Source organism: Tunturiibacter lichenicola (assembly GCF_051013355.1).
In the GTDB taxonomy this organism is placed as follows: domain Bacteria; phylum Acidobacteriota; class Terriglobia; order Terriglobales; family Acidobacteriaceae; genus Edaphobacter; species Edaphobacter lichenicola_F.
The window spans coordinates 4047161-4068470 of record NZ_CP132944.1; the positions used below are offsets into that span (position 1 = coordinate 4047161).

General features: G+C 54.0%; 19 protein-coding genes. 11 read left to right on the forward strand and 8 right to left on the reverse strand.

Annotated elements, in window-relative coordinates; genetic code table 11:
* The first annotated feature begins 79 nt into the window (after nt 1-79).
* From RBB82_RS16975 to RBB82_RS17005, 7 genes are all read left to right on the forward strand, one after another.
* Nucleotides 80-2839, forward strand: a complete 2760-nt coding sequence (locus RBB82_RS16975) for a type I restriction-modification enzyme R subunit C-terminal domain-containing protein (protein WP_433971934.1) — start codon at nt 80-82, stop codon at nt 2837-2839.
* On the forward strand, nt 2836-4344 hold the full coding sequence (locus RBB82_RS16980; protein WP_433971935.1) for a restriction endonuclease subunit S: 1509 nt from the start codon (nt 2836-2838) through the stop codon (nt 4342-4344). The genes RBB82_RS16975 and RBB82_RS16980 overlap by 4 nt, the downstream gene beginning before the upstream one ends.
* Nucleotides 4341-5807: an N-6 DNA methylase gene (locus RBB82_RS16985; protein ID WP_433971936.1), complete on the forward strand. Its 1467-nt coding sequence runs from the start codon at nt 4341-4343 to the stop codon at nt 5805-5807. The genes RBB82_RS16980 and RBB82_RS16985 overlap by 4 nt, the downstream gene beginning before the upstream one ends.
* Nucleotides 5808-5819: 12 nt before the next feature.
* Nucleotides 5820-6149: a hypothetical protein gene (locus RBB82_RS16990; RefSeq protein WP_433971937.1), complete on the forward strand. Its 330-nt coding sequence runs from the start codon at nt 5820-5822 to the stop codon at nt 6147-6149.
* A gap of 435 nt (nt 6150-6584) precedes the next feature.
* Nucleotides 6585-7205, forward strand: a complete 621-nt coding sequence (locus RBB82_RS16995) for a hypothetical protein (RefSeq protein ID WP_433971938.1) — start codon at nt 6585-6587, stop codon at nt 7203-7205.
* Nucleotides 7202-7732 carry a hypothetical protein gene (locus RBB82_RS17000; protein ID WP_433971939.1) on the forward strand — a complete coding sequence of 177 codons (531 nt, stop codon included), beginning with the start codon at nt 7202-7204 and terminating at the stop codon, nt 7730-7732. Before RBB82_RS16995 ends, RBB82_RS17000 begins: the two co-directional genes overlap by 4 nt.
* Before the next feature lie 41 nt (nt 7733-7773).
* Nucleotides 7774-8961, forward strand: coding sequence for a DNA polymerase (locus RBB82_RS17005; RefSeq protein WP_433971940.1), 1188 nt, complete (start codon nt 7774-7776; stop codon nt 8959-8961).
* A 558-nt stretch (nt 8962-9519) separates the two neighbouring features.
* Here RBB82_RS17005 and RBB82_RS17010 read toward each other — a convergent pair.
* Both RBB82_RS17010 and RBB82_RS17015 read right to left on the reverse strand, forming a co-directional pair.
* Nucleotides 9520-11265 (reverse strand): hypothetical protein, encoded by a 1746-nt coding sequence (locus RBB82_RS17010; RefSeq protein ID WP_433971941.1) that lies wholly within the window; start codon nt 11263-11265, stop codon nt 9520-9522.
* A 153-nt stretch (nt 11266-11418) separates the two neighbouring features.
* Complete coding sequence (locus tag RBB82_RS17015) at nt 11419-11664, reverse strand: helix-turn-helix domain-containing protein (protein ID WP_433971942.1); 246 nt, start codon at nt 11662-11664, stop codon at nt 11419-11421.
* Between the two features lie 1069 nt (nt 11665-12733).
* Between RBB82_RS17015 and RBB82_RS17020 the strand changes: the two genes are divergently transcribed.
* A complete protein-coding gene (locus RBB82_RS17020) occupies nt 12734-13414 on the forward strand; it encodes a hypothetical protein (protein WP_433971943.1) in 681 nt (226 codons plus the stop codon).
* 87 nt (nt 13415-13501) lie between these two features.
* On the opposite strand, the gene RBB82_RS17025 is transcribed toward RBB82_RS17020, so the two are convergent.
* A complete protein-coding gene (locus RBB82_RS17025) occupies nt 13502-13741 on the reverse strand; it encodes a hypothetical protein (protein ID WP_433971944.1) in 240 nt (79 codons plus the stop codon).
* A gap of 257 nt (nt 13742-13998) precedes the next feature.
* Here RBB82_RS17025 and RBB82_RS17030 point away from each other — a divergent pair, with 257 nt between their 5' ends.
* The 3 genes from RBB82_RS17030 (at nt 13999) to RBB82_RS17040 (ending at nt 15990) form a co-directional block, all read left to right on the forward strand.
* Nucleotides 13999-14220, forward strand: coding sequence for a hypothetical protein (locus RBB82_RS17030; RefSeq protein ID WP_433971945.1), 222 nt, complete (start codon nt 13999-14001; stop codon nt 14218-14220).
* Nucleotides 14221-14812: 592 nt separating this feature from the next.
* Nucleotides 14813-15133, forward strand: a complete 321-nt coding sequence (locus RBB82_RS17035) for a hypothetical protein (protein ID WP_433971946.1) — start codon at nt 14813-14815, stop codon at nt 15131-15133.
* Nucleotides 15134-15390: 257 nt separating this feature from the next.
* Nucleotides 15391-15990, forward strand: coding sequence for an HIRAN domain-containing protein (locus RBB82_RS17040; protein ID WP_433971947.1), 600 nt, complete (start codon nt 15391-15393; stop codon nt 15988-15990).
* On the opposite strand, the gene RBB82_RS17045 is transcribed toward RBB82_RS17040, so the two are convergent.
* The 5 genes from RBB82_RS17045 to RBB82_RS17065 all read right to left on the reverse strand — a co-directional run bounded on the left by RBB82_RS17045 (nt 15978) and on the right by RBB82_RS17065 (nt 21305).
* Entirely contained in the window at nt 15978-16223 is a 246-nt protein-coding gene (locus RBB82_RS17045; RefSeq protein ID WP_433971948.1) for an HNH endonuclease, read from the reverse strand. The two genes, RBB82_RS17040 and RBB82_RS17045, sit on opposite strands and share 13 nt — an antisense overlap.
* Nucleotide 16224: 1 nt before the next feature.
* Nucleotides 16225-17385, reverse strand: a complete 1161-nt coding sequence (locus tag RBB82_RS17050; protein WP_433971949.1) for an RDD family protein — start codon at nt 17383-17385, stop codon at nt 16225-16227.
* 410 nt (nt 17386-17795) lie between these two features.
* A complete protein-coding gene (locus RBB82_RS17055) occupies nt 17796-18686 on the reverse strand; it encodes a YaaW family protein (RefSeq protein ID WP_433971950.1) in 891 nt (296 codons plus the stop codon).
* Nucleotides 18687-18868: 182 nt separating this feature from the next.
* Complete coding sequence (locus tag RBB82_RS17060; protein WP_433971951.1) at nt 18869-20548, reverse strand: hypothetical protein; 1680 nt, start codon at nt 20546-20548, stop codon at nt 18869-18871.
* Nucleotides 20541-21305 carry an ABC transporter ATP-binding protein gene (locus RBB82_RS17065; RefSeq protein WP_433971952.1) on the reverse strand — a complete coding sequence of 255 codons (765 nt, stop codon included), beginning with the start codon at nt 21303-21305 and terminating at the stop codon, nt 20541-20543. The genes RBB82_RS17060 and RBB82_RS17065 overlap by 8 nt, the downstream gene beginning before the upstream one ends.
* Between the last annotated feature and the right edge of the window lie 5 nt (nt 21306-21310).

Sequence of the window (21310 nt, forward strand, 5' to 3'; positions counted from 1 at the left end):
TATTCAAAACCGAGAATTTTCAATTGCTTAAAGTAGCTGATTCCAATACGGTTAGAACGTTGCGTCCAGAGCTGCCACCTTGCAATCTACCCCTGAACAACGCGCGAGACAGAATATCGACTTACTCCTCGCTGCGGCTGGATGGAACCTTCAGAACAATACTGACTTCAATCGCAATGCCGCCGAAGGCGTCGCTGTGCGAGAGTTCCAACTTCCTAACGGCCCATGCGACTATCTCCTCTTCATAGGTGGCAGGGCAGCAGGGGTCATCGAGGCCAAGAGAGCAGGGTTGACCCTGAGTGGCGTCGCTGAGCAGTCGGCCAAGTACATGACGAAGCTGCCTGAGCATCTCGCCCGCTGGTCCGATGGGTTGATCTTTCACTACGAGTCAACCGGCGAAGAGACCTTCTTTCGCGATACCCGCGACCCAAAGGCCCGCTCGCGCCGTTTGTTTGCTTTTCACAAGCCTCAAACCCTTCATGCGTGGCTCAAGGAAGAAGAAACCTTGCGTGCTCGACTTCAGAAGATGCCTCCTCTTGACCCAAGCGGCCTCCGCGATTGCCAAGTCGATGCCGTTCATGGTCTGGAGGCTTCCCTGGCCGAGGACCATCCGCGAGCCCTTATCCAGATGGCGACCGGCGCTGGCAAGACTTTCACAGCCTGCACCTTCAGTTGGCGGCTCCTCAAGTACGCGAAGGCCCGCCGCATCCTCTTTCTGGTCGACCGCAACAACCTCGGCGATCAGACCCTGAAGGAGTACCAGAACTACGACCCGCCCGGCTCCGGTCGCAAGTTCACCCAGACCTACATCGTCCAGCACCTTCACTCGAACCACATCGACCCAGACGCCAAGGTCGTCATCACCACCATCCAGCGGCTCTACGCCATGCTCCGCGGCGAGGAACTCGACGAGTCCAACGAGGAGGCATCCGCCTTCGAGACCTGGACCAACGAGGACGGCGAGCTGCGCCCCGTCACCTACAATCCCGACATCCCCATCGAGCACTTCGATTTCATTGTCACCGACGAGTGCCACCGCTCCATCTACGGTCTCTGGCGGCAAGTGCTGGAATACTTCGACGCGCATCTCATCGGCCTCACCGCTACGCCGTCCATGCATACCCTTGGCTTCTTCAATCAGAACCTCGTCGCCGAGTACCCCTACGAGCAATCCGTCGTCGATGGCGTCAATGTCGGATTCGAGGTCTACCGTATTCGCACTCAAGTCGGTGAGCAGGGTGGTGTGGTCGATGCCAGCTACCATGTCCCTGTCCGCGACCGCCGCACACGAGCCATCCGCTACAAGCAGCTCGACAGCAATATGACTTACACGCACCGGCAGCTCGACAATGATGTCACCGTCCCCAACCAGATTCGTGCCGTGCTCCAGTGCTACAAAGACAAACTGTTTACCGACCTCTTCCCAGGCCGCACCGGTCAATGGGTCCCCAAGACGCTAATCTTTGCCAAAGACGATAACCACGCCGAAGAGATCGTCCACGCCGTCCGAGAAGTCTTCAGCCAGGGCAACGACTTCGCCAAGAAGATCACCTACCAGACCACGGAGAAACCAAAGGAGTTGATCGCAGCCTTCCGCGTCGATCCCTTCCCTCGCATCGCGGTGACGGTTGACATGATCGCCACCGGCACCGACATCAAGCCAGTCGAGTGCCTCATCTTCATGCGCAACGTCAAATCTGAGGGCTACTTCGAGCAGATGAAAGGTCGCGGCGTCCGCACCGTCAAAGACGCAGACCTTCGCCAAGTCACTCCCGACGCCCAGACCAAAACCCGCTTCGTGCTCATCGACGCCGTCGGCGTCACCGAGAGCAAGAAGACAGTCTCCCAGCCTCTGGAACGCAAGCGTACCATCTCGTTCGATCAGCTCATCGACCAGATCGCCCAAGGCCGCCGCGACTTCGACTCCATCTCCAGCCTCGCCGGACGGCTCGCCGCGATGGACCGCGAGATTGAGGACGAGGACCGCCAACGCATTGCCGAGGCCGCGCACGGCGAGACCCTCAAGAAGCTCGCCCAAACGCTGCTAGAGTCCATCAGTCCCGACGTCATTCGCACCGAGGTCGAAAAGCGTCATGGCGCAGGCCACGAACCGAGCGAGGCTCAGCTTCAGGCGGTCGAAGAGGACCTGAAGGACCTCGCTTGTAAACCACTGGATGATGCCAGTCTGCGAAACCTTATGAAGGCCATCAAGAAGAAGGCCGATATCGTTATCGACGAGGGCACGGTCGACCAGGTCACCTCCGCCGGATACGACCTCCAGCAGGCTGAGAAGCGCACCACCAGCTTCAACGACTTCATCGAGCAGCACAAGAACGAATTGCTCGCGCTACAGATTCTCTATAGCCAACCCTATCCGAAGCGTCAGCTCACCTATGACAGCATTCGGGAACTTGCCACCCGACTCACGGACCCGCCCTACCACCTCACGACGGCTGACGTCTGGCAGGCATATAACCGACTTGAGGCGTCGCTCGTGCGCGGCGCACCCAGCGACAAGGTGCTAACGGATATCATCTCCTTAGTGCGCTTCTCCACCGGCCAGTCTGAGATTCTTGAGCCTTATTCAGCCCGCGTCGAGCAACGCTTCAATCTATGGATAGGCCGCCAGCTCAAAGCGGGGCGCACCTTTAGTGAGGATCAGATGAACTGGCTCAAAGCTATTAAGGATTACCTTGCCGCAAACGTCGAGATCAAAGCCGCCGACATGATGCGGGATCAACCTTTCAGCGAATGGGGCGGCATCGTTGCTGCCCGGAATCTTTTCGGGGCGGACTTGAATGGAATGTTGGATGAGTTGAGTGAGGCGTTGGCAGCGTGACCGAAACCTTGGATTCAGAGGAAAACAATTGGGAGCCCCGGGTGGCGGAGGTTCCATTTTCCTGGGTCAATGTGGACTTTGAAGATGCTTTCGAACCGATTTCAGTGAACAAAAGTAAGGTACCTGCAAAGGCATACCTTCCAGTTGGAACTCTTCCAATCGTGGATCAAGGGCAGACGTTCATTGGCGGTTATACCAACGATCTCAGTTTGGCTATTGATCCTGGTGATGGTGTTATTGTCTTTGGGGATCATACTCGCACGTTTAAACGTATCGACTTCCCTTTCGCCGCCGGTGCCGATGGAATCAAAGTTCTGCGTCCGATACTCGCCGAGGCCAGATATGCCTATTACGCTTGTCTTTCACTTCAATTTCCGAACAAAGGCTATTCCCGTCATTATTCCTATCTGAAAAAATGCAAATTCCCGATAGCACCATTACCGGAGCGAGAGCGCATCGTATCCAAGATCGAAGAACTCTTCAGCGAGATTGAAGAGGGCATGCGGGCGTTACAGAAGGTGCAGAAGCTGATGAAGCGGTATCGTCAGTCCATGCTCAAGGATGCCGTTACCGGCGAACTCACACGCGAATGGCGCGAGAAGCACAAGGGCAAACTGGAGTCTGGCGAAGCCCTGTTCGCCCGCATCCTCAAAGCCCGCCGCGAAGCCTGGGAAACGTCCGAACTGGAAAAGATGAAGGCCAAGGGCCAGAAGCCCACCAACAACAACTGGAAGACCAAATACAAGGAACCAATCCCACCCGACACAACCGACCTCCCGGAACTACCCGCGGGCTGGGTTTGGGCATCATTGGATCAACTTACTATTCTGATAACTAGCGGATCACGAGGCTGGAAAGAGCACTATTCAGAATCCGGTGCGATGTTTATCAGGGCTCAGAACCTGAAACATGACGCTCTTAACCTTGACGATATCGCTTTTGTGAATCTTGAAAATGTGACCGAGGGTCTGCGAACCCGTGTCACGGTCCACGACTTACTTGTAACAATCACTGGCGCGAATGTGACGAAGAGTGCCTTGGTAAAGCAAGAATTGCCAGAGGCATACGTCAGTCAGCATGTTGCACTCGTAAGACCTGCACTTGCTCAGTCATCAGGCTTTCTCTTCCATTGGATCGTCTCGGCTGCGAACGGCAGGCATCAACTACTCGATGCTGCCTACGGGGCGGGTAAACCGGGTTTGAGCCTTGAAGACCTGAAGCAGGTCACGGTGGCGTTACCTTGCTTGGAAGAGCAGAGGAGAATCTGCGACGCGGTTGACGTTGAGACGGAGAGGCTCGCTCATCTGACTTCTGAGGTTGGCTCGATCAAACCTGATGTCCTACGTCAGACTCTTCTCAGATCTGCCTTCTCAGGCCAACTGGTTAGACAAAACCCAACCGACGAGCCTGCTTCCATCCTGCTCGAACGCATCGCAAGCGGGCACAACGGTCAGAAGTCGAAAGCCAGACCGAACACCACTCGCAGAAAGAAAGTCATTGCATGAGCACTACCGACTCCTCCAGCCTCGTCGCCAAAGTCTGGAACTACGCCCACGTCTTGCGCGACCAGGGCATCAGCTACGGCGATTACGTTGAGCAGATTACCTTCCTCCTTTTCCTCAAGATGGACCAAGAGCGCAGCGACTTGCTCGGCGAGTCATCCATAATTCCTGCCAAGTGGCGTTGGGACAAGCTGGCACCACTCGCCGGAGACGACTTGGAGCTCCAGTACCGCCGCACCCTCGAAAACCTCGCCAAAGAGAAGGGCCTGATCGGCACCATATTCCGTAAGGCGCAGAACAAGCTCACCGACCCGGCGAAGCTGAAGCGCATCGTCTCGCTCATCGACGGTGAAACCTGGATTGGCATTGGCGTCGATGTGAAGGGTGCCATCTACGAGGGTCTGCTCGAAAAGAACGCCGCCGAGGTCAAATCCGGCGCAGGCCAGTACTTCACACCGCGTCCCCTGATCGAGGCTGCGGTCAAGGTCATCAACCCGCGGATCGGCGAGACCGTCCACGACCCGGCTTGTGGCACCGGCGGATTCCTGCTCGCCGCCTACGACCACATGAAGGACCAGTCCCACGACCGCACCAAACAGCGGAAGCTGCGCGAAGAATCCCTGAGCGGCGTGGACATCGTGGACGAGGTCGTGCGCCTGTGCGGCATGAACCTTTATCTGCACGGTATCGGCAACGGCGAAAGCCCCATCCGTTCTGGCGACGCCTTGGCCACGGACCCCGGCGACCGCTACGACGTAATCCTGACCAATCCGCCCTTCGGCAAGAAGTCGAGCTACAAGGTCATTGGCGAGGACGGCGAAGTTGATACCGAGCGGGAGGACTACGAGCGTGAGGACTTCAAGTTCACCACCTCAAACAAACAGCTCAACTTCCTCCAGCACATCATGACGATCATGGAGAGCGACGGCCGCGCCGCGGTCGTGCTGCCGGACAACGTGCTCTTCGAGGCAGGTAGCGCAGGCGAGGGCATCCGCAAACGTCTTCTGACGCAGTTCGACTTCCATACCTTGATGCGCCTGCCCACCGGCATCTTCTACAAGCCCGGCGTGAGGGCCAATGTTCTCTTCTTCGACAAACACCCGCCCCGCGCCGACGGAAAGCCTAACACGAAGGCTCTCTGGATATACGACTTCCGCACGAACATGCACTTCACCCTGCGCAAGAACACCCTGAAGCCCTCAGACCTCGACGACTTCGTGGAACGTTACTCGTCGGCTGACCGCAGCAAACGCAAACCCAAAGAACGTTTCAAACGATTCGAGGCCGATGACCTGTTGAAGCGCGACAAGATCAACCTGGATATCTTCTGGCTCAAGGACGACAGCCTCAACGACGTGGACAGCCTGCCCCCGCCAGATGTGATCGCCGCCGAGATAGTCGAAAACCTTGTTGCAGCCCTGGAGGCATTCCAATCCGTAATTACTGAACTTGCGAAGACAAACTGATCGCGAGGGGTTGTGACAGTCAACGATTTCGCTAAAATACTCCGTCATCCTGCTGCTCGCTTAGAAAGCGAAGATTACTACGTGGCGCACAAGACAGGGCAAACAGGATATAAGGCACACTTTCGTTTGCATGATCTTTGGTATTGGTACAGCGTGTCAGGAACATCAGTTTCTGTATCGAGGTTTGAAGTCGCCGACGCCATCACTCATCCAGATTGCAGCGTTGACCGGGAAGGTTCATATAAACGTGAGAAGGGTTTTGAGGCAACGGTCCGTTTGAATGGACACTCGTACATGCTCGGTCATGGAAATAACCGCCCATTCGGCAAAAAGGAGATTTGAATCAGCGCTCATAACCTTGGTTGGCTTGCGGTGGTAGAGCACTTTTCACATCGTCTTTAGTTGTCCAACGAAGTCACAACACGGGACTCCGGGCATCTCTAAATTCTCTCTCTGTATTAATCTGTATTTAAATTGTTAGTATCCACCCACCCACCTACCTGCCCCCCTATCTCCGTACCTACCCCCTATGTTGGTGTAGATGTTATTCGCTCTGAGGTCCGATGGTCGGTTGTTATGTGTCAACGACAAATCGCAGTGGACTGCAGCAGAAAAAATTCTCGGAATAATGTGCCGGACCACTAAAAACGGTATTTCCCTTTGGGGGACAAGATTGTTAGGTCGGGCTGCAGGGCTCGACCTAGACCCATAAGATGGCGGCGGTTTGCGCAAGATTTGGTCGTCACCTGTGCGTCGACCCCCGGAAAGGAACTCACGATGGGTTCTGTTGAGAAGCAAAAGAAGTCGGGTCCGGACGCTCCGGATCTCGGTGTAACCCAAACCTCTGTACCTACTCGGAGTGGTCTCATGGATCTAGCTGCATCTCTGATTCACACCGGAGCCGTAGATCTTGAAGAGACGCGCGACGAGATCATCTCCCTCCCCGTTGGCCGCCCCAGTCTGGTCGATTATTTCCGCATACATCCGACTTTGCATGGCGACGTGAGCCTCTTGAAGATCAAGGGTACGTTCGGCGACGAGCTTTACGCGGTGGCCCCCCAGATGATCTCATCGGTTGATAACGTCAAACGTTACACTCTGTTCTTTGGCGTGACGCGCGAGGGGTCATCATTCCTGTGGCCGATCTCAGCCACGGGCAAGGATGGTTATAGCCGTTCGGCGCGACAGATCGCCCTCGACGCGATGAAGTCATGGTGCCGGATTGTGCCGGATCACGCCAGCTCTACCTATAAGAAGCGCGTTGCACAGCATTGCAATGAAGAGCCGGTCTGGCAGGGGGACAAGACCTTCACCGAACTGCTGGTGTTGGCCTTCGGCGACGGTCGAATCATTGACTCCGAAGATCATCCGATCGTGAAGCGGATGTGGCTCCGGTGAACAAGCTGTCACGCCTACTCGATTACTTCGGGGAAGTAGTAGTCGTCGATAGCGAGTACCGCAGTCAGGGAGATGGTACACACGAAGTTCGGTGCGTGTGTGCCATCGAACTGGGGGGTGGCCGGGAGCATCGTGTGTGGGTCGATGGTTCCACCGTCTGCCCTTATCCGGTGGATGATCAATCTCTCATCGTCGCGCATTACGCGTCAGCAGAACTGGTGACACACGACTCTCTGGGATGGCCGAGGCCCTTCAACGTTCTCGACACCTGCGTCGAGTTCTCGGCGGTTACAGCGGGCAAACGCCGCCGCGACCAAGGTCGCGGTCTCGTTGACGCGCTCATGTATTTCAACCTCCCCCATTTAGATCACCACGAGAAGGACGAGATGCAGGAACTTGCTTTAGCTGATCGGCGGAACGACATGTACAGCTCTGAGGAACGGAGCGCTCTTCTCGGATACTGCTGGTCGGACGTGGCCGGTGCCGTCAGGCTGCTCGGCGTACTGGAGGGTTACTTGTGCCCATGATCCCCCGCCAGCTTCAATCGGCGCTTCTACGAGGACGTTACATGCAGTCCAATTCAAAGTTCCGATTCGCTCCTCTCGACGTTGTGACTCTGCGGCACTTGCAGAACAACTGGACCACTGTTCGGCAGCGCCTCGCAGGAGAGAACGCGTCTCGATACGACATCTTCGACGGCCACCACTTTAATCCTGAGAAGTTCGAACAGTTTCTCGGTCAGCGCGGACTCAACGGTGTATGGCCTCGGACGGCAAAATCTGGCGTCCGGAGCACGGACAAAGACACGTGGGAGTCAATGTGGGCAATCGATCCGGATATCGGGAACGTGTATCAGATGTTCAGGACCATCACGATGCCGCGCCTAAACATCGCCTGCGATCCTGACGGGCGAAACCGGGTCATGCTCGGGCCGTTCGGGGCGATTACATCAAGGAATACTCCCAGCGGCGGCGACCGAGGTGCCTACATCTTCGCACTTGCCAAGTGGACGCGCTTCCTGATGAAACCGCCTGAGGGGTGGGCTCTCGCCTACATCGATTGGTCCTGTCAGGAATATGGCATCGGTGCAGTCCTGAGTGGTGACCCGAACATGCTTCGTTCATACCAAGCCGGTGATCCCTACATCCAGTTCGCCATCCTCGCCGGTGCAGCGCCACCTGGGGCGACGAAGAACAGCCACCCCTCCGAGCGGAAGATGTACAAACAGGCGACTCTTGCGATCGGCTACGGTCAAAAAGTTCCCGGATTCGCGCGTAAGACCGGTGTGAGTACGCCACTGGCCGACCAGGTCTTCAGGGATTACAGGCGCGTGTACTCGCGCTACTGTCACTGGCGCGAGCAGCAAATAGACACGTACTCAATCCGTTCCCGGCTGGAAACAAAGCTCGGATGGGCACTGCATAGAGGGACGAGGGTGAAGCCGAACACGTTGCTCAACTTCACAGCCCAGGCGACCGGGGCGGAGATGCTCAGGTTGGCCGTCATGCAGATGATGGATCACGGCGTCGACGTGTGTTGCCCGGTACATGACGCTGTGCTGATCGAGGCTCCGATCACGCAGATCGAAAGCGCCGTTGCGGAAGCCCGTGCCGCCATGAACGAAGCCTCGGCCCTACTGCTGGACGGGTACATGCTGCGGACCGAGCATACGGTCTTCCGTAATCCCGACACCTTCGAGGACGAGGACGGCAAGAGCACGTGGGACAAAATCTCAGAGATTGCCAAGGGTCTCTGACTTTGGCGGCTGTGCCATGAGACAGCAGCCACCATGTCTGCGTCACAGCCTTTTAACGGCGGTGTGTAACTGCCGGAGCACCTTGTCACGCTTACTCGGGTACGGAGGTCGACGAAGGGAGCTACCCACGGCAGACGACCTTTGGTTCACGTTCGTTCGCGATCGCAGCTTTTTTAGGTAATTGGGATATCACGACTTCCTAATTCCGTGGTGAGGGGGTGATCACATCTCCGGCAGACCTTGGACAACCGAGGTCCGCTACAACGGGAGTACAACACCAAATTCGTCGTCAAGCCATCTGCAACCTGGCTGAGTTCACATATGCGCCATGCGACACAAATCTACTGGCACCAGGTTGAGAGGGTTTAGACCATGTTGCCAGCCTGTATTCGTGGTGAATCCGAGGGCAGAGAATCAGTCTGACGCAGCCTTGGCCAGATGACGCTTCTGAACCACCATTGCTCAGATCGGCATGACAGCGCAAGTCTGGCCTGATATTCGAAAAAATGGCAAAAATTACAAGACTAGAATTCATTTAAAATTGACATCTCAAAACATCTAGGCCACGGCCCTGCGACGCCCTGCACGCCAATCGTCCATGCGAGCGACTCCCGCCGACTCATCAAATCGACTGGCGTACCTCCTAAGTGTTGTGTCGATGTTTCGGTGCCAAAGGATCTTCGATACGGTTAGATAATCCTCAGGATGATGCTCGAGCCAATTGTCGGCGACGATATCACGGAAGAGGTGAGGGGTTGTGGCCCTTCCGGCATGTAGGGCGACGAGGTCCGTTACGTGTGTAGTCAACGTTCCTTCCTCGTAAGTCCCTCCTCGTTCACCGACAAAAAGTGTTCCCGGGTCTTCCTTGTCGCCGATAAGAACCGCCCTGTGTTTGGATAAATACTCCTCAAGGATAGCGATGAGATCGAATGGCACGAACGCATGAACAGGGTTCCCTGTCTTTGTTTCCTCCTTGCTGAAATGAAACTGCCAGTACAAGCTTTTGGGCTGGTGTTTCTCTTGTTCAACGATCCAGTTTGATTTCTTCATTTGGGAAAATGGCCCGATTGGTTCCTTGGCTAAGTTTGGGTTGTCGCCGAAGATCCTGCATTGTCTGATGTTTTTCTGCCGCCACGGCAAAAGAACGAGCCAGGTCATAAGAAGTTCATCTCGCACGCTATTCGCATATGCGGGCGAACCAATTTTGTGTCTCTGCCGTATTCTGTCCGCGAGAATACTGCTGGGAATTTTTTCAGCTTCATCGAAGCTAATAAACTTCTTCGCTTTGCGTCCATCGACCGCGGCTTGCGGCTCGATCGGTGCTTGTCTGGCCAAATGCCCCAGCCATTCGAGATTCACGTCTTTATACCGTGGGTTTTGCTCTATTGCAGCTCGTAGTGCAGTGAGTCCGGCAGCCAAAGAATCTCCTTGAATCTCACGGTCGTTGATGGCCCACGAAGCATAACCTTTGATTAGGGTAGGGGTGACCAACTCTCTTAATGACGTTATCGGCGGATGCGCTAATTCATTCTGGACGTAACCAACAATCCGGCAAAGATGGTCGGTAAGATTCTTGGCACTTACTGGTCGGATCCTCGCGTTGGCAGGACGATCGGGTTCAAAACCGCGCGTTTTCCAGGCTGCGAGTTCTTTGATCTCATTACTGAGTTGAGGGTCCATCTTGGCTAGGGACACGCCATAAGGAGCCTTCCTGAACCTGATCAGAGGAAATGATTTTGTCAGTCCAGCTTCCGCCACGGCGACGCGAAAGAGACAACAAGCGGGGCTCGTGCCAGAGAAGGCATAACCGGTCTTAACTCGATTCAAGCGCCAAGTGGTCAGGTCATCTTCACTGAAGTCCTTCGGCTTTCTGCCTAGCTCGACCGCAAAACGGATAATCTCTCTGTTCGTCGTACTCTCCGCAGCGAGATCCCAAAAGGGCCGCCATGCCGCGGGCACTTCAAATGGGAGCGCTATCCATCCAGACGCCCGTGCCGATTTCAATAGAATGTTGACGAAGTTCCTATAGGACTTTATGGAATTAGGCTTATACTTCCCGGCCCGGAGGTGCTGAAGGAATGGCTCTATCTGTTTTTCGAGGAGATCGATGGAGATGTTTTCCGCCGCCTGACCCTGGAACTCGACGAACTTGCCGATCGTTGAGCAGAGCATCGCCTTATCGGATCGATCCTGTTTTCTGATCACAAGAAGAAGATCTTGGAGAGTGACTAGAGCAACGGTGGTGGAGACCTTTGCAAGGCTATAAGCAATTTGGATGCCAGATACGATCAATTCTTCATTCATATATGCGTTCTTACCTACTATAACCCTTCAAAATACAAGCACTTACGGCATATAAAAGACGAAGCAAGGCGACGCTTGCTGAAGAACTCGGAAGCTTTGCGCAGGCCACGCGAGACCACGAGATATACCGACGCTGTGAGAACAACTGCGAAGCTAAACGTCCTCGGACTTCTTGCTCTCCACAAGAAAGGTCTCCAGATCAATGGGTAAAAACCGTGCCCTGCCGATCAACTTTCGGCTTGGCAGACTTCCATTGGCGGTTCGACTTTGAATCGTACGAACGGTCATGCCGAACAGCGACGCTACGTCCGCGTTTGTGTAGGTAGGCTGCAGCGTGAGTCCCTTAATACAAAGCAGGCCTTCGAGTAGAGGGTATGCGGGTTGGTTCTTCGGATCCACGGTGATGCTCCTTGGGGCGCATCCCGTTTATCTATCGGGGTATTTTGCGCCACAAAGGTAGATACTCATGTGAAGTAGGGAAGAGAAATTATCGCAAGAAAAAGTTTTCCCGTTGTTTGAGATCGAACAGCCTGCAGATGATGCCAGTTTGTAACCGACGGTACCTTCGAATCGTCGAAAACCGTGTCAATATGAGCGAACTCCCATTGAGGTTTCCGCATAGGGCGCTGCCGTCGCCAGTGCCGTGTATCACGCGACTGGTGCACGGGAACCATAGACTCCTGGGTTGGGGTGCTCCATTGGCGGATCGCCTAGACAGGGCCAAGTTCACAGTGAAGCGTGTTTCGCGTTCCCAGCGAGACTAGAAAATCGCATCCCACAAGGCCGTGTCACTCAGCCAGGCCTCATCCTCGGATTAAGTTGCTCCATAAACGACGTCTCGACGAGCGTCGCCCTCTGCCACTCCACATCGGAATCTGATGCGTATTTCGGACTGCCAATGTTCCCTGGTTTGTCCTCGCCGCCGGAGAGTGTCATATATGGTGCCCAACATTCCTCAGAGAGTAAGTCGTGGATATTCGACCACACGTGGAGGGGCTCTACCTTGAAAGCGACCGCGTCGTCTTCGACTTCATAGAGGTCTGGAATATGTTTTGGAGATCGTTGAATCAAGCACCGCTGTCGCTCGCGAAATCCTAAGGTCGCTGAACCTATATTGCGATGCCGCGCCGTATTGCTAGTCCGAAGAAATGTGCTCACTAGAGCAGAGGAAGAAAAGTCGATGGGTGACGACTGGGTTGAAATACGAGCACCGAAGAAGCTCGAAGCGGTGATCGCCAAGTGCTCTCCCATGAAGGCAAGTCTGTGGGGTATTGTCTTGTGTGCGACTCGGTCATCCAGGACGAATCCGAGATCATCCCCGGTACGAAAATGACCACCGGCGTAAAAAGAAGCCAGCCAACGAGAAATGGAGATCAATGAAGCCATGACACCCGCGCATAGCCGAAAACTTTAGGTGAATTTGCCGGAGCTGCACTCCTTTGGAGTATCTACCTTCAGAGGAATAAATATGGCAGACTGCTGCACCGATATTCGGACCAAACTTTCCGACGATAACCTGACTCATACTCAGTCCCCGCTCAAAGAAAACAGAACTTATACGCCGCGCAAGCCAAAGACGTGCGTGTCCGATGTCACAGAACCTGGCTGGCCACCCACGGCAGAAGGTTTCGCAGACTTTTTGCGTGAATCAGAACTCACCCGCTACCATGAAGCAGGTCATGCCGTCGCCTACTACATATACCGTTTCAAGCCGAAGCGGATTACCGGACCGCTCGCCGAGCATGACCGTCGCACTACAGCGTTCTTTAGCAGTAGGCCTGGATTGCTTATGACACCAGTAGCACGTGAGCGAGCTCAGGATTATGCAGTGACCGTCATTGCCGGGATAGCAGCCGAGAGCAAGATCGCAGATGTGCCGATGGCGGAGCTGAGAAGGACGTCGGGGCTTGACGACTACGAAATTGTCTACAGGGTGATCGATCAACTTATGTATAACCAGGGCTTTGAGAACAAACCAGATGTATTTGCTGCACGTCTGAATCTGTTGGAGGCACGGGCGGTGACGATGATGAACCAGCCACTCGTCTGGTCCGCAGTGGAATCGGTGGCTGAGGAACTTTTGGATTCCTGTGGAGACTTGGAGAGAGGTGAGTTGGTCTCGGCAATAGAGCGAGGCCTGGGACTTTAGGATCGAGCCGTAACGCACGGGGTCCCGTGGAGTCAGTAGTGGTAACTGCTCTTAGAAAGCAACAGGGATTGTGTTAGCCATGATTTTCTAGCTCTGACCATCTACGACTCCCTTGACGACTCGATTTATGTCTGCATACCACGTATCCATATGTGAGATGAGGAGACCGGCAGCGACGCACGCGTCGAGGCACTCTGGCCGGTGTGTGGGCGGACTTACCAGATAAAGGACCATCACTAGAGCTTCATGTCGGACGGACATGGCGGCAACATCAAGCCCGTCGGTCTTGACACGGATGTAAGAGATGAACTCTTCGGGAGTCGTCATGCGATCACCGCCTTCGATCGGAATGACATGCGAAGACGTTGGTAGAGCGTCCAAGATCGCCTAGCATCTGACGCCGATGATCGCGAACAGCCGTGTTGCCGGATCACAGACTGAGGGGATGAACGGCACACCTGTCGTTTACATCCCTCCGCCTTCACGGGACAGGAGGAGACTTCTTCGTCATTTTCAAATGATCGCATCTGTAAAAGAAGTCTGGAAGTCTTGTTTTCGTTGCTCGTTGTAGGATGGACGTCGTCATGGATACTGCTGAAAGCCGACAACACCTCAGTGATTCGCCACCCCAGACGACGGTCGCCCGCTCCGTCCTGATTGTTGATGACCTACCAGAGCTTTTGCCGTTGCTGGCGAAGAAGAACTTCATCATGTTTGGGTTGACCCCTGGCGCGACAGAGGAACAGATCGGTGAGCTCGTCGCGCATCGCGTGTTGGTGACAAAGCGTCCTGACCTTTGGAGATAACACGCGGCGATTGACGAGTTCAGCCTCATCGGTGTGGCGGATGAACGCAACTTTGAAGCCTCAAGTCAAACTGGAACAGACAATAACCAAACGTGCAGTCGCGGGACAGCCCGGTTATTGGCTGACCGCCGTTGACGTACGTGCAACGAATATCGGAAAGGTGAAGGTCTTTCTGACCGGGGGCACTCTGTCACTGACTCAAATAAATCGGGTGCCAGGTGAAGATCTTACGACGACTTCTCTCAGGATTTGGAACTTGATCCCGGGGAAGCGGACCAAGCCATATTTGTAACATTTGTTGTTCCTGACTATATCCATACTGTGCAGGCCACTTCGAGCTATCAAGTCCCGAAGGACAAGGGTTATTTTTGGGAGTTGGTGAGTGCCTTAGATCTCGACGATGGCAAGCCTGACAAGACGGTTGCCGTCAGCCATTAGAGATCAGACTAGGTCCGCGTTTTAGCAACCTGCAATGCAAAACAATGAAACTCCGAAACGCGGAGGTAAGAATAAGACCGCTGTCTCGGTGGCGATCCATCTGCTGTACGCGACGGCGTAGCTGGAGAGCACACTGACATCGGTGGCACGGAGCATGTCGATTCGCAAGTTCGGCAACGATGCGCTGGTACTCGCGCTTGGCATCCTTGTCGAGCCAGGAGGGAGGCTTGCCCTTGAAACCCTCAACGAGCTAAACGAAGACGTCTTACAACTTCCGGACGACCTGATCAGTGAAAGTGTTCAACAGAACTACTACAGAGACCGGCTAGAGGTCTGGAGCGAAATCCTTCGTACCCGAGGGCGTCTCAATAAAGGCAAGGCAGCCCGTCTTAAGATCGCGCAAGCCCTTCTCGCTCTCGGAATGACCACAGTGGCTTTCTTGCTCTTTGTGATGATCAGGACTATTCTCCGGTAGTAATTCGGGAAGGAGGATCATCCCATGTGTATTGTCGCCGGTTGCGATAATTTACCTGAGCCAACCAGTAACTATTGCAAGTACCACCTCCGACAGAAAGTTAAGAAGGGGATGGATCAGCGCCAACAAATCGACCAAGATATGCCCGACGATCTCAAGGATGTCGAGCGCGGACTCTAGCGTAAGACCATTAGAAAAAACGAATTTCAAAACGCGCACATAAAAATGAAACCGGTGTGTGGTCTCGGGTTATGTCCATGAAAACAAATGTTATACCCATACCCCTTCGGTCACGGTATGCTTTTACGAATGCCTGCCAATGGACTGACACGAACGGAAAACTTAACCAGTGCATTCACCGCTACCATCGGCAACTAGTTGGTCTAACACACGTCAACCATCTAGGTAACGATCGTGTCGCGTTGGCACGCAAGCTTTCGATCGGTACGTCACTGGTGCTTGTGGCGTACCCGAACAACCCGGCGGACCGCAACGCTGTTCTGATCTATCGCGAAGATGACCAGGCGGATGACTTGGGATACCTCGACTCTGTCGGCGCGAGGATGCTATGTAAGCTGATGGAACGTGGTGCACAGTTCAGTGCAGAGGTACATTGGATCGACAATGACAATATAAATCTGCCCAAGGTGTACATCTACGTTTATCAACTAAGTGAGCCGGTTCACCGGCGCAGACCGAGGCGTATAAACGCACCTAAGTATAAGCGAGGCGTAACGCTGTCGCCGTTAGCGGACACTCAAGCAAGCAGAACGACACTGATAGTTGAACCTCAGCAAGGTGAAAACGAGTCTTACCTATCGCGATTTGTTCAATGGATCATCAGTTACTTTCGATGATCTTCAGCAGTCTTGATGAGGTGACATGCACGGCACAGCGACTGTAGGTTGTCGAGCGACAGTCGATCACCTCCACCCTGCGCATACAAATGCATCTCGACTGGGACCCCAGCGTTCTTCAGTGCAATGTAATAAACCAGCGAGTCTTTTACGTTGTCCGAACTATCGTCTTCGTTCTGGAGCAGAAACGTAGCCGGGCAGCGGACGCGCTTGAGGAGTCGGAACAGCCGCAACTCATTTCAATAGGTCTTGCTCGCCTACGATCTTCCAGCCAGCATCAGTATTCTGCAACCAAAGTCGAGAGTGAATTCTTTTTGTGACAGGTGCCTTATCCGGATCCGTGAATTCATATGACTTCACAAGTGAGACTCTTGCGGAACTAGAAGACACTTCGTCGAAGTTCACCTGCTCAATCCGATAAGAATTAAACCTAAGGCCTTTTGTCCAAGAAGCTTCTTTGTCCTGCAGCACGTCTGATTTGGTGATGTTTCGCGACAAGAAATATCTGTCCACTGACTCCCCATAGAAACTTGCGGCGGCAGACGGGTCATTCGCTTCGGTCGCCGATGCGAAGCGTGTCAAAACTTCTTTTATCTGAGATTCCAATAGCATTTCTTGCGGATCGTCAGTCGAATTTGCTGACGGCGCCACAGGCTCGACTGCCGGGGTTGTTGAGTCCGCATTGTCAGAGATGGTGTTTGCGCTGGGTTGGGCCGCTAAGTTAGGCGACCGAAATTCAGACTGGTTTGGCTCGGCTATCTGCGGGTAACCCTGTTTCTTGGTTGTCTCGGACCAAGCCGGGTCAACAATACTCACCACTTGAAGAACAAATACGGCTAGAAATGCTATGCACGCAGCTGCGGGCCACATTGTGGACTGCTGGTCTGTTGACGACACAGTGTCCCTCCGAACGACAACTGTGCCAGCCAGTTTGTCATGCCAAGCCTGGCTATCTCTATCCCAGATTGCCCAGAAGAATCCCAGACCAAAGAAGAGTCCGCTAACAAACTTTCCGATTATCTCGCGGACTAGCATACGACCTAATCCGGGAGCTTCTCCGTTTCGCTTATCGATCGCTCTGATTCCTAAGATCCACTTTCCCGGGGTCGCTCCCTGTGAAAGAGAACTGCAGAACGCAATCGAATATGCAACAAGAGCAAAGCAAGAAACAAGAACAATCACAAGCTGCGGACCGGAGACGGCACCTGTGGTCGATATCAGCCATCGGATGGACAGAATCAAAATGGTAAGCGCCAAAACCTGATCAACAATTACGGCAACAACACGCCGAACAAGCCCTGCTTTCAAACCGGTTAAAGGGGTCGGAAGGTAGCGGTCGCAGACATGGCAGAAAAGTGTTGGACCGGATTCGGTGTTGCAATTAGTGCAATACATTTGGGCTCCTGATGCTCTACTGAGACTCCTGAGAGTGTAACGTACAGTGGATGGTGAAGCAGCCGCAAGTCGCTACAACCATTGGGGTAAGCGGACTTGTGATTTAAGCCCTTAACATCTAGAGGTTATTACCGCTAATTCAGTCAATAACCGCGCCCATACGTCGTTGATCGTGACCGCAAGCCTACGGAGCGAAAGGTTTACACGCTGACATCGCTCGTGATTTGATGTTGGCGTTTAGCTGATAGCCCATGTCACAGTCCTCTCGGTGATGCAAAGCATCCCTAGAATGCTCGCTGTTGAAGTTGCTGCGAATAGCTTGGTCGCCTGCTAAGGTCTGTTGGCGACGATCTGGATCGACTGATAGCGTACCCGGGAGCACGATCAGCAGGGCGCCTATACTCCCGCGCCTATCGGACAAGGAGCATGATTGCAGCTATAACCGCTGCACAAAGGAGGACTAGAGCGACGGCCAGCAGCTTAGGGTTTACTGGTAGCTTACGGCGCGTGCGCTCGGCGTCTTGCTCGCGCCGTGCCTCAATTGCGCTCCGTATCAATGCCACCTGTACGACAGCGGGGATCGTTACACGATAGGCTTCGCTCGCAATTGAATGAGCAGTCAGAAAAGCCACGAGGCACCAGCCCGGCGGCCCCGCAAAGATGGAAACACCCTTGGTCAAACCTGCATTGGCTGCAAGTGAGAGGCCACGTCCGAGAACGGCATGCGCGATAGCATTCGCGACGATGACTGTGAACTGATAGGCGGCGAAACCAGAGAGATGTACCGCAGAGATGACCGCGGCTGGAAGCGCGGGACGGGCGACGAGAGAATAGTCTCTGACACCGACCTGGTTCAGAAGCGCAAGTCTCTGCTCGGCGGTTGCACCCTCCCAGAATTTTTCAGCAAGCTTTTGAAGGATGCACTTTTCTATGTCCATAGTTGTGCCTTCTCTGCTAATGCCAAGCCGATCGGCTACATCCTGAACTATTTCCCTATACGCGACGCCTTTGCCAGACCGAAACGCAGACGCAATGGTGTTAGCACCAAATTTCTGCAATTCAGCAGCGATGTCGTTTACGTAGACGCGGTGATGAGGCTGATTTGCCTTATAGACCGTAAGGCGCTTGAGTTGACAAGTAATTCCTCCCTGCAGGAGGCACGCGACGAGTCCGTCGAGTTCTGATTCCGCTCCCTGCTGCAAAATGGAAACCAGTTCGTCTTCAGCTATTAGTGGCAGTTCGGCAGGGAGACCAACGGCAGGCATGAACTCTTCAGGAGATACAGCAAGGGAGAAGGACATCGTGCGCCTTTGACTAAAATAGTTGCTCACGGATTCTAGCAGGTGGCCGGTCTTAGTTCGTTTTACTCACGATATCTACACGTGACGCAACCGAATCTCATGGGGTTATTTTCCTGCAGCTTCAATGGGCGCCGCTGCATTCAAAGCAGGTCTTGAATACGAAGCAGCGCATTCTGCGAGCGTCAGAGGCCCAAAGATTGCAGATCCTCTGTGGGAGCTTCCTCGAAGAGTAATCCCATCTCATCTGAGGACTCTCCCTCCAGCTTCCATTTGAGGCCCGCAAGGGCACCCCCCAACAGAGCTGTACTAAGCAGGCACCGCGCTGGTGTTTGTAGACTTCGGTAGAAGCACTTCGCAACGAACTCTGTTATGGGTAGCAGCAGGAGTGTTCCACACCAGAAGACCATGTGAACATTGCCCTGACCAGGAAGATAAGAACAAGCGAAAGGAATCTTACGGAGCCGGAAACTGCATAGGTGGATGAGTAAACTTCCTATGAGGCCGAGATCAACCGCGTAGATGATGGTCGTCCAGCTTGGCCAGCGCCACAGAGCGAAGGCGGTCAGAAAGCACCAGATAGGACTCATCGCGAACGCCTCCAAGAAGCGACGTGTAGCGCCACGATAGATTCTGACTCCCTCAAATTCAGTTATGCGAAAGATCCATTCAGCTTTCGCCGTGATCGGTAGAACAAGAAGAGTCCGTAGAGCGCCCACCGCAAGGCCGATGAGGAGCAGGCTTGCCATAAGGTACGTCTCCGTAGGAATTCTCGACGGTCTAAGACCTGCGGCGTTTAGGGCTGAACTCTGAGTGTTCGCTATAGCGTAGACAATCGCGGCTCCCGCACCCCAGTAAAAAGCTAACAACACACGATGTTTTCGACTACGAAGTAGGGTCATGGCACTGAACAGAAGGACCGCAGCCGCAGATCCCGTACCCAACTGAAAGACCTGCCATATCCCGCCCTTGCGTGGAATGATGTCAGGCTGTTCCACAATTCTCCTGATTGACCGTAAGTACCCCAGAGAAATGGAAAGGACCGCTGTGGAGGCGGCGACTGCAAGAGCGCGCCAAGCATGTCTAGCAAGGGGAATCGAGCCTTGTTCCACCGAGCCGTTCAACTGCTGGAATAGACCGAAGAACCAGTACGAAGGGAGCATTCCAAGCAGCCTCTGGTTTTCAGGTGCTGTGAGCGCTTCCGGGGCTTCGAGTGATGGCTCCAAGATGTAGACGGCGAGCAGAAGAGAAAAAGCACATGCCTGGAACCACACCGCGGAACGAAGGAACAGTTGACGTGGAAGGAACTGCGAGAGCACGCCTTGGAATCCAATCACAGTGAAGACAGTGAAGAGGCCAGCCGCGAGGATCACTCCCCAATATGCGGCGAGCGAGCGCAGATTACCTGCAAGTCCAGAGGAGTGAGGCGAAAAAAGAAGCGGCCAGATTAAACCAGTAAAGCAGTTGAGAGCGAGCATCGACAGGGCCAACGCTCCAATCAATGCTGCAAGCTTCGCCAGGAACACCGTTCGTACTTGAACTGGTTGAGGGCCCATGATGAGGAGATCGAGGCGCTCAGGAAAGATCGATTCCCAAGCCAGTATGGATAGCAGGCCTACCACGAGCATCGACGTAGCTATTAGAAGATGTTCCATAGTCCATAACGAGCTGGGTGGAAGCCCCCCGCCAAAGAGGACCAGTGGAGCCGTGAACAGAAAGCTGGCACCGGCGAAGAGAGCAGCGACCTGTCCAAGAATTTTGCTGGTATCAGCGTCTGTGGATAGGAGATCGAGATCGACGACGCGCCGCAAGAAGATCCGGTACAGTACACGAAAGTGCGCGTCACTTTGCCAGACCTTACGCATAGATCAAGTCCGCGATTTGTCGTGAGATAGAAGCCGAATCCTGCTCGACTGCAAGTTGTGCGAAGATACTTTCCAGACTCGGCGCGGACATCAAGATTCTCAGTTGTTTCACTGAATCGTCAGCTACGATGCGTCCGCGATGCAGAATGACGACATGAGAGCAGAGACGCTCCACCGTATCAAGTTCGTGTGAGCTGAACAGCACCACCTTCCCACGAGAGCCGAGTTCCTCAATAAGGCTTCGTAGGATGAGAGCCGACCCGACGTCAAGCCCGGAGAATGGCTCGTCAAGGATGACTAGGTCTGGGTTATGCAAGAGCGCTGCTGCCAACAATACCTTCTGTCTCATTCCCTTCGAATAGCTTGAGATGAGAACTTCGCGATCGTTATAAAGCTCAAAGGCTTGTAAAAGGCCCCCAATCCGCTCTTGCGCTCTTTTCCCAGGAAGATGATGCAGTTGAGCCACCATCACCAAGTACTCCAATCCGCTCAGATGCGTGTACAGATATGGTTCTTCCGGGACGTAACCGAGACGTTTCCGGTAACCGATTAGATCGTCATCGATTCGTCTCCCGTCAAAAAAGATATCTCCTGAGCTTGCTCCGATTAGGCCCGTAATCATCTTCATGGTGGTCGATTTTCCTGAGCCGTTCGGTCCGAGGTAGCCAGTGACTTCACCTGCTCTGGCAATGAAGCTAACATTCTCCACCGCAGGAATTTGTGAGTACCGTTTCGATAGGTTGCGCAGTTCAAGCATTACCC

What these genes read in the sequence shown, in the direction of transcription:
- RBB82_RS16985 (WP_433971936.1), top strand. Translation starts at nt 4,341, where the DNA reads ATGAGCACTACCGACTCCTCCAGCCTCGTCGCCAAAGTCTGGAACTAC.
- RBB82_RS16995 (WP_433971938.1), top strand. Translation starts at nt 6,585, where the DNA reads ATGGGTTCTGTTGAGAAGCAAAAGAAGTCGGGTCCGGACGCTCCGGAT.
- RBB82_RS17005 (WP_433971940.1), top strand. Translation starts at nt 7,774, where the DNA reads ATGCAGTCCAATTCAAAGTTCCGATTCGCTCCTCTCGACGTTGTGACT.
- RBB82_RS17010 (WP_433971941.1), bottom strand. Translation starts at nt 11,265, where the DNA reads ATGAATGAAGAATTGATCGTATCTGGCATCCAAATTGCTTATAGCCTT.
- RBB82_RS17020 (WP_433971943.1), top strand. Translation starts at nt 12,734, where the DNA reads ATGGCAGACTGCTGCACCGATATTCGGACCAAACTTTCCGACGATAAC.
- RBB82_RS17025 (WP_433971944.1), bottom strand. Translation starts at nt 13,741, where the DNA reads ATGACGACTCCCGAAGAGTTCATCTCTTACATCCGTGTCAAGACCGAC.
- RBB82_RS17030 (WP_433971945.1), top strand. Translation starts at nt 13,999, where the DNA reads ATGGATACTGCTGAAAGCCGACAACACCTCAGTGATTCGCCACCCCAG.
- RBB82_RS17035 (WP_433971946.1), top strand. Translation starts at nt 14,813, where the DNA reads ATGTCGATTCGCAAGTTCGGCAACGATGCGCTGGTACTCGCGCTTGGC.
- RBB82_RS17040 (WP_433971947.1), top strand. Translation starts at nt 15,391, where the DNA reads ATGAAAACAAATGTTATACCCATACCCCTTCGGTCACGGTATGCTTTT.
- RBB82_RS17050 (WP_433971949.1), bottom strand. Translation starts at nt 17,385, where the DNA reads ATGTATTGCACTAATTGCAACACCGAATCCGGTCCAACACTTTTCTGC.
- RBB82_RS17055 (WP_433971950.1), bottom strand. Translation starts at nt 18,686, where the DNA reads ATGTCCTTCTCCCTTGCTGTATCTCCTGAAGAGTTCATGCCTGCCGTT.
- RBB82_RS17060 (WP_433971951.1), bottom strand. Translation starts at nt 20,548, where the DNA reads ATGCGTAAGGTCTGGCAAAGTGACGCGCACTTTCGTGTACTGTACCGG.
- RBB82_RS17065 (WP_433971952.1), bottom strand. Translation starts at nt 21,305, where the DNA reads ATGCTTGAACTGCGCAACCTATCGAAACGGTACTCACAAATTCCTGCG.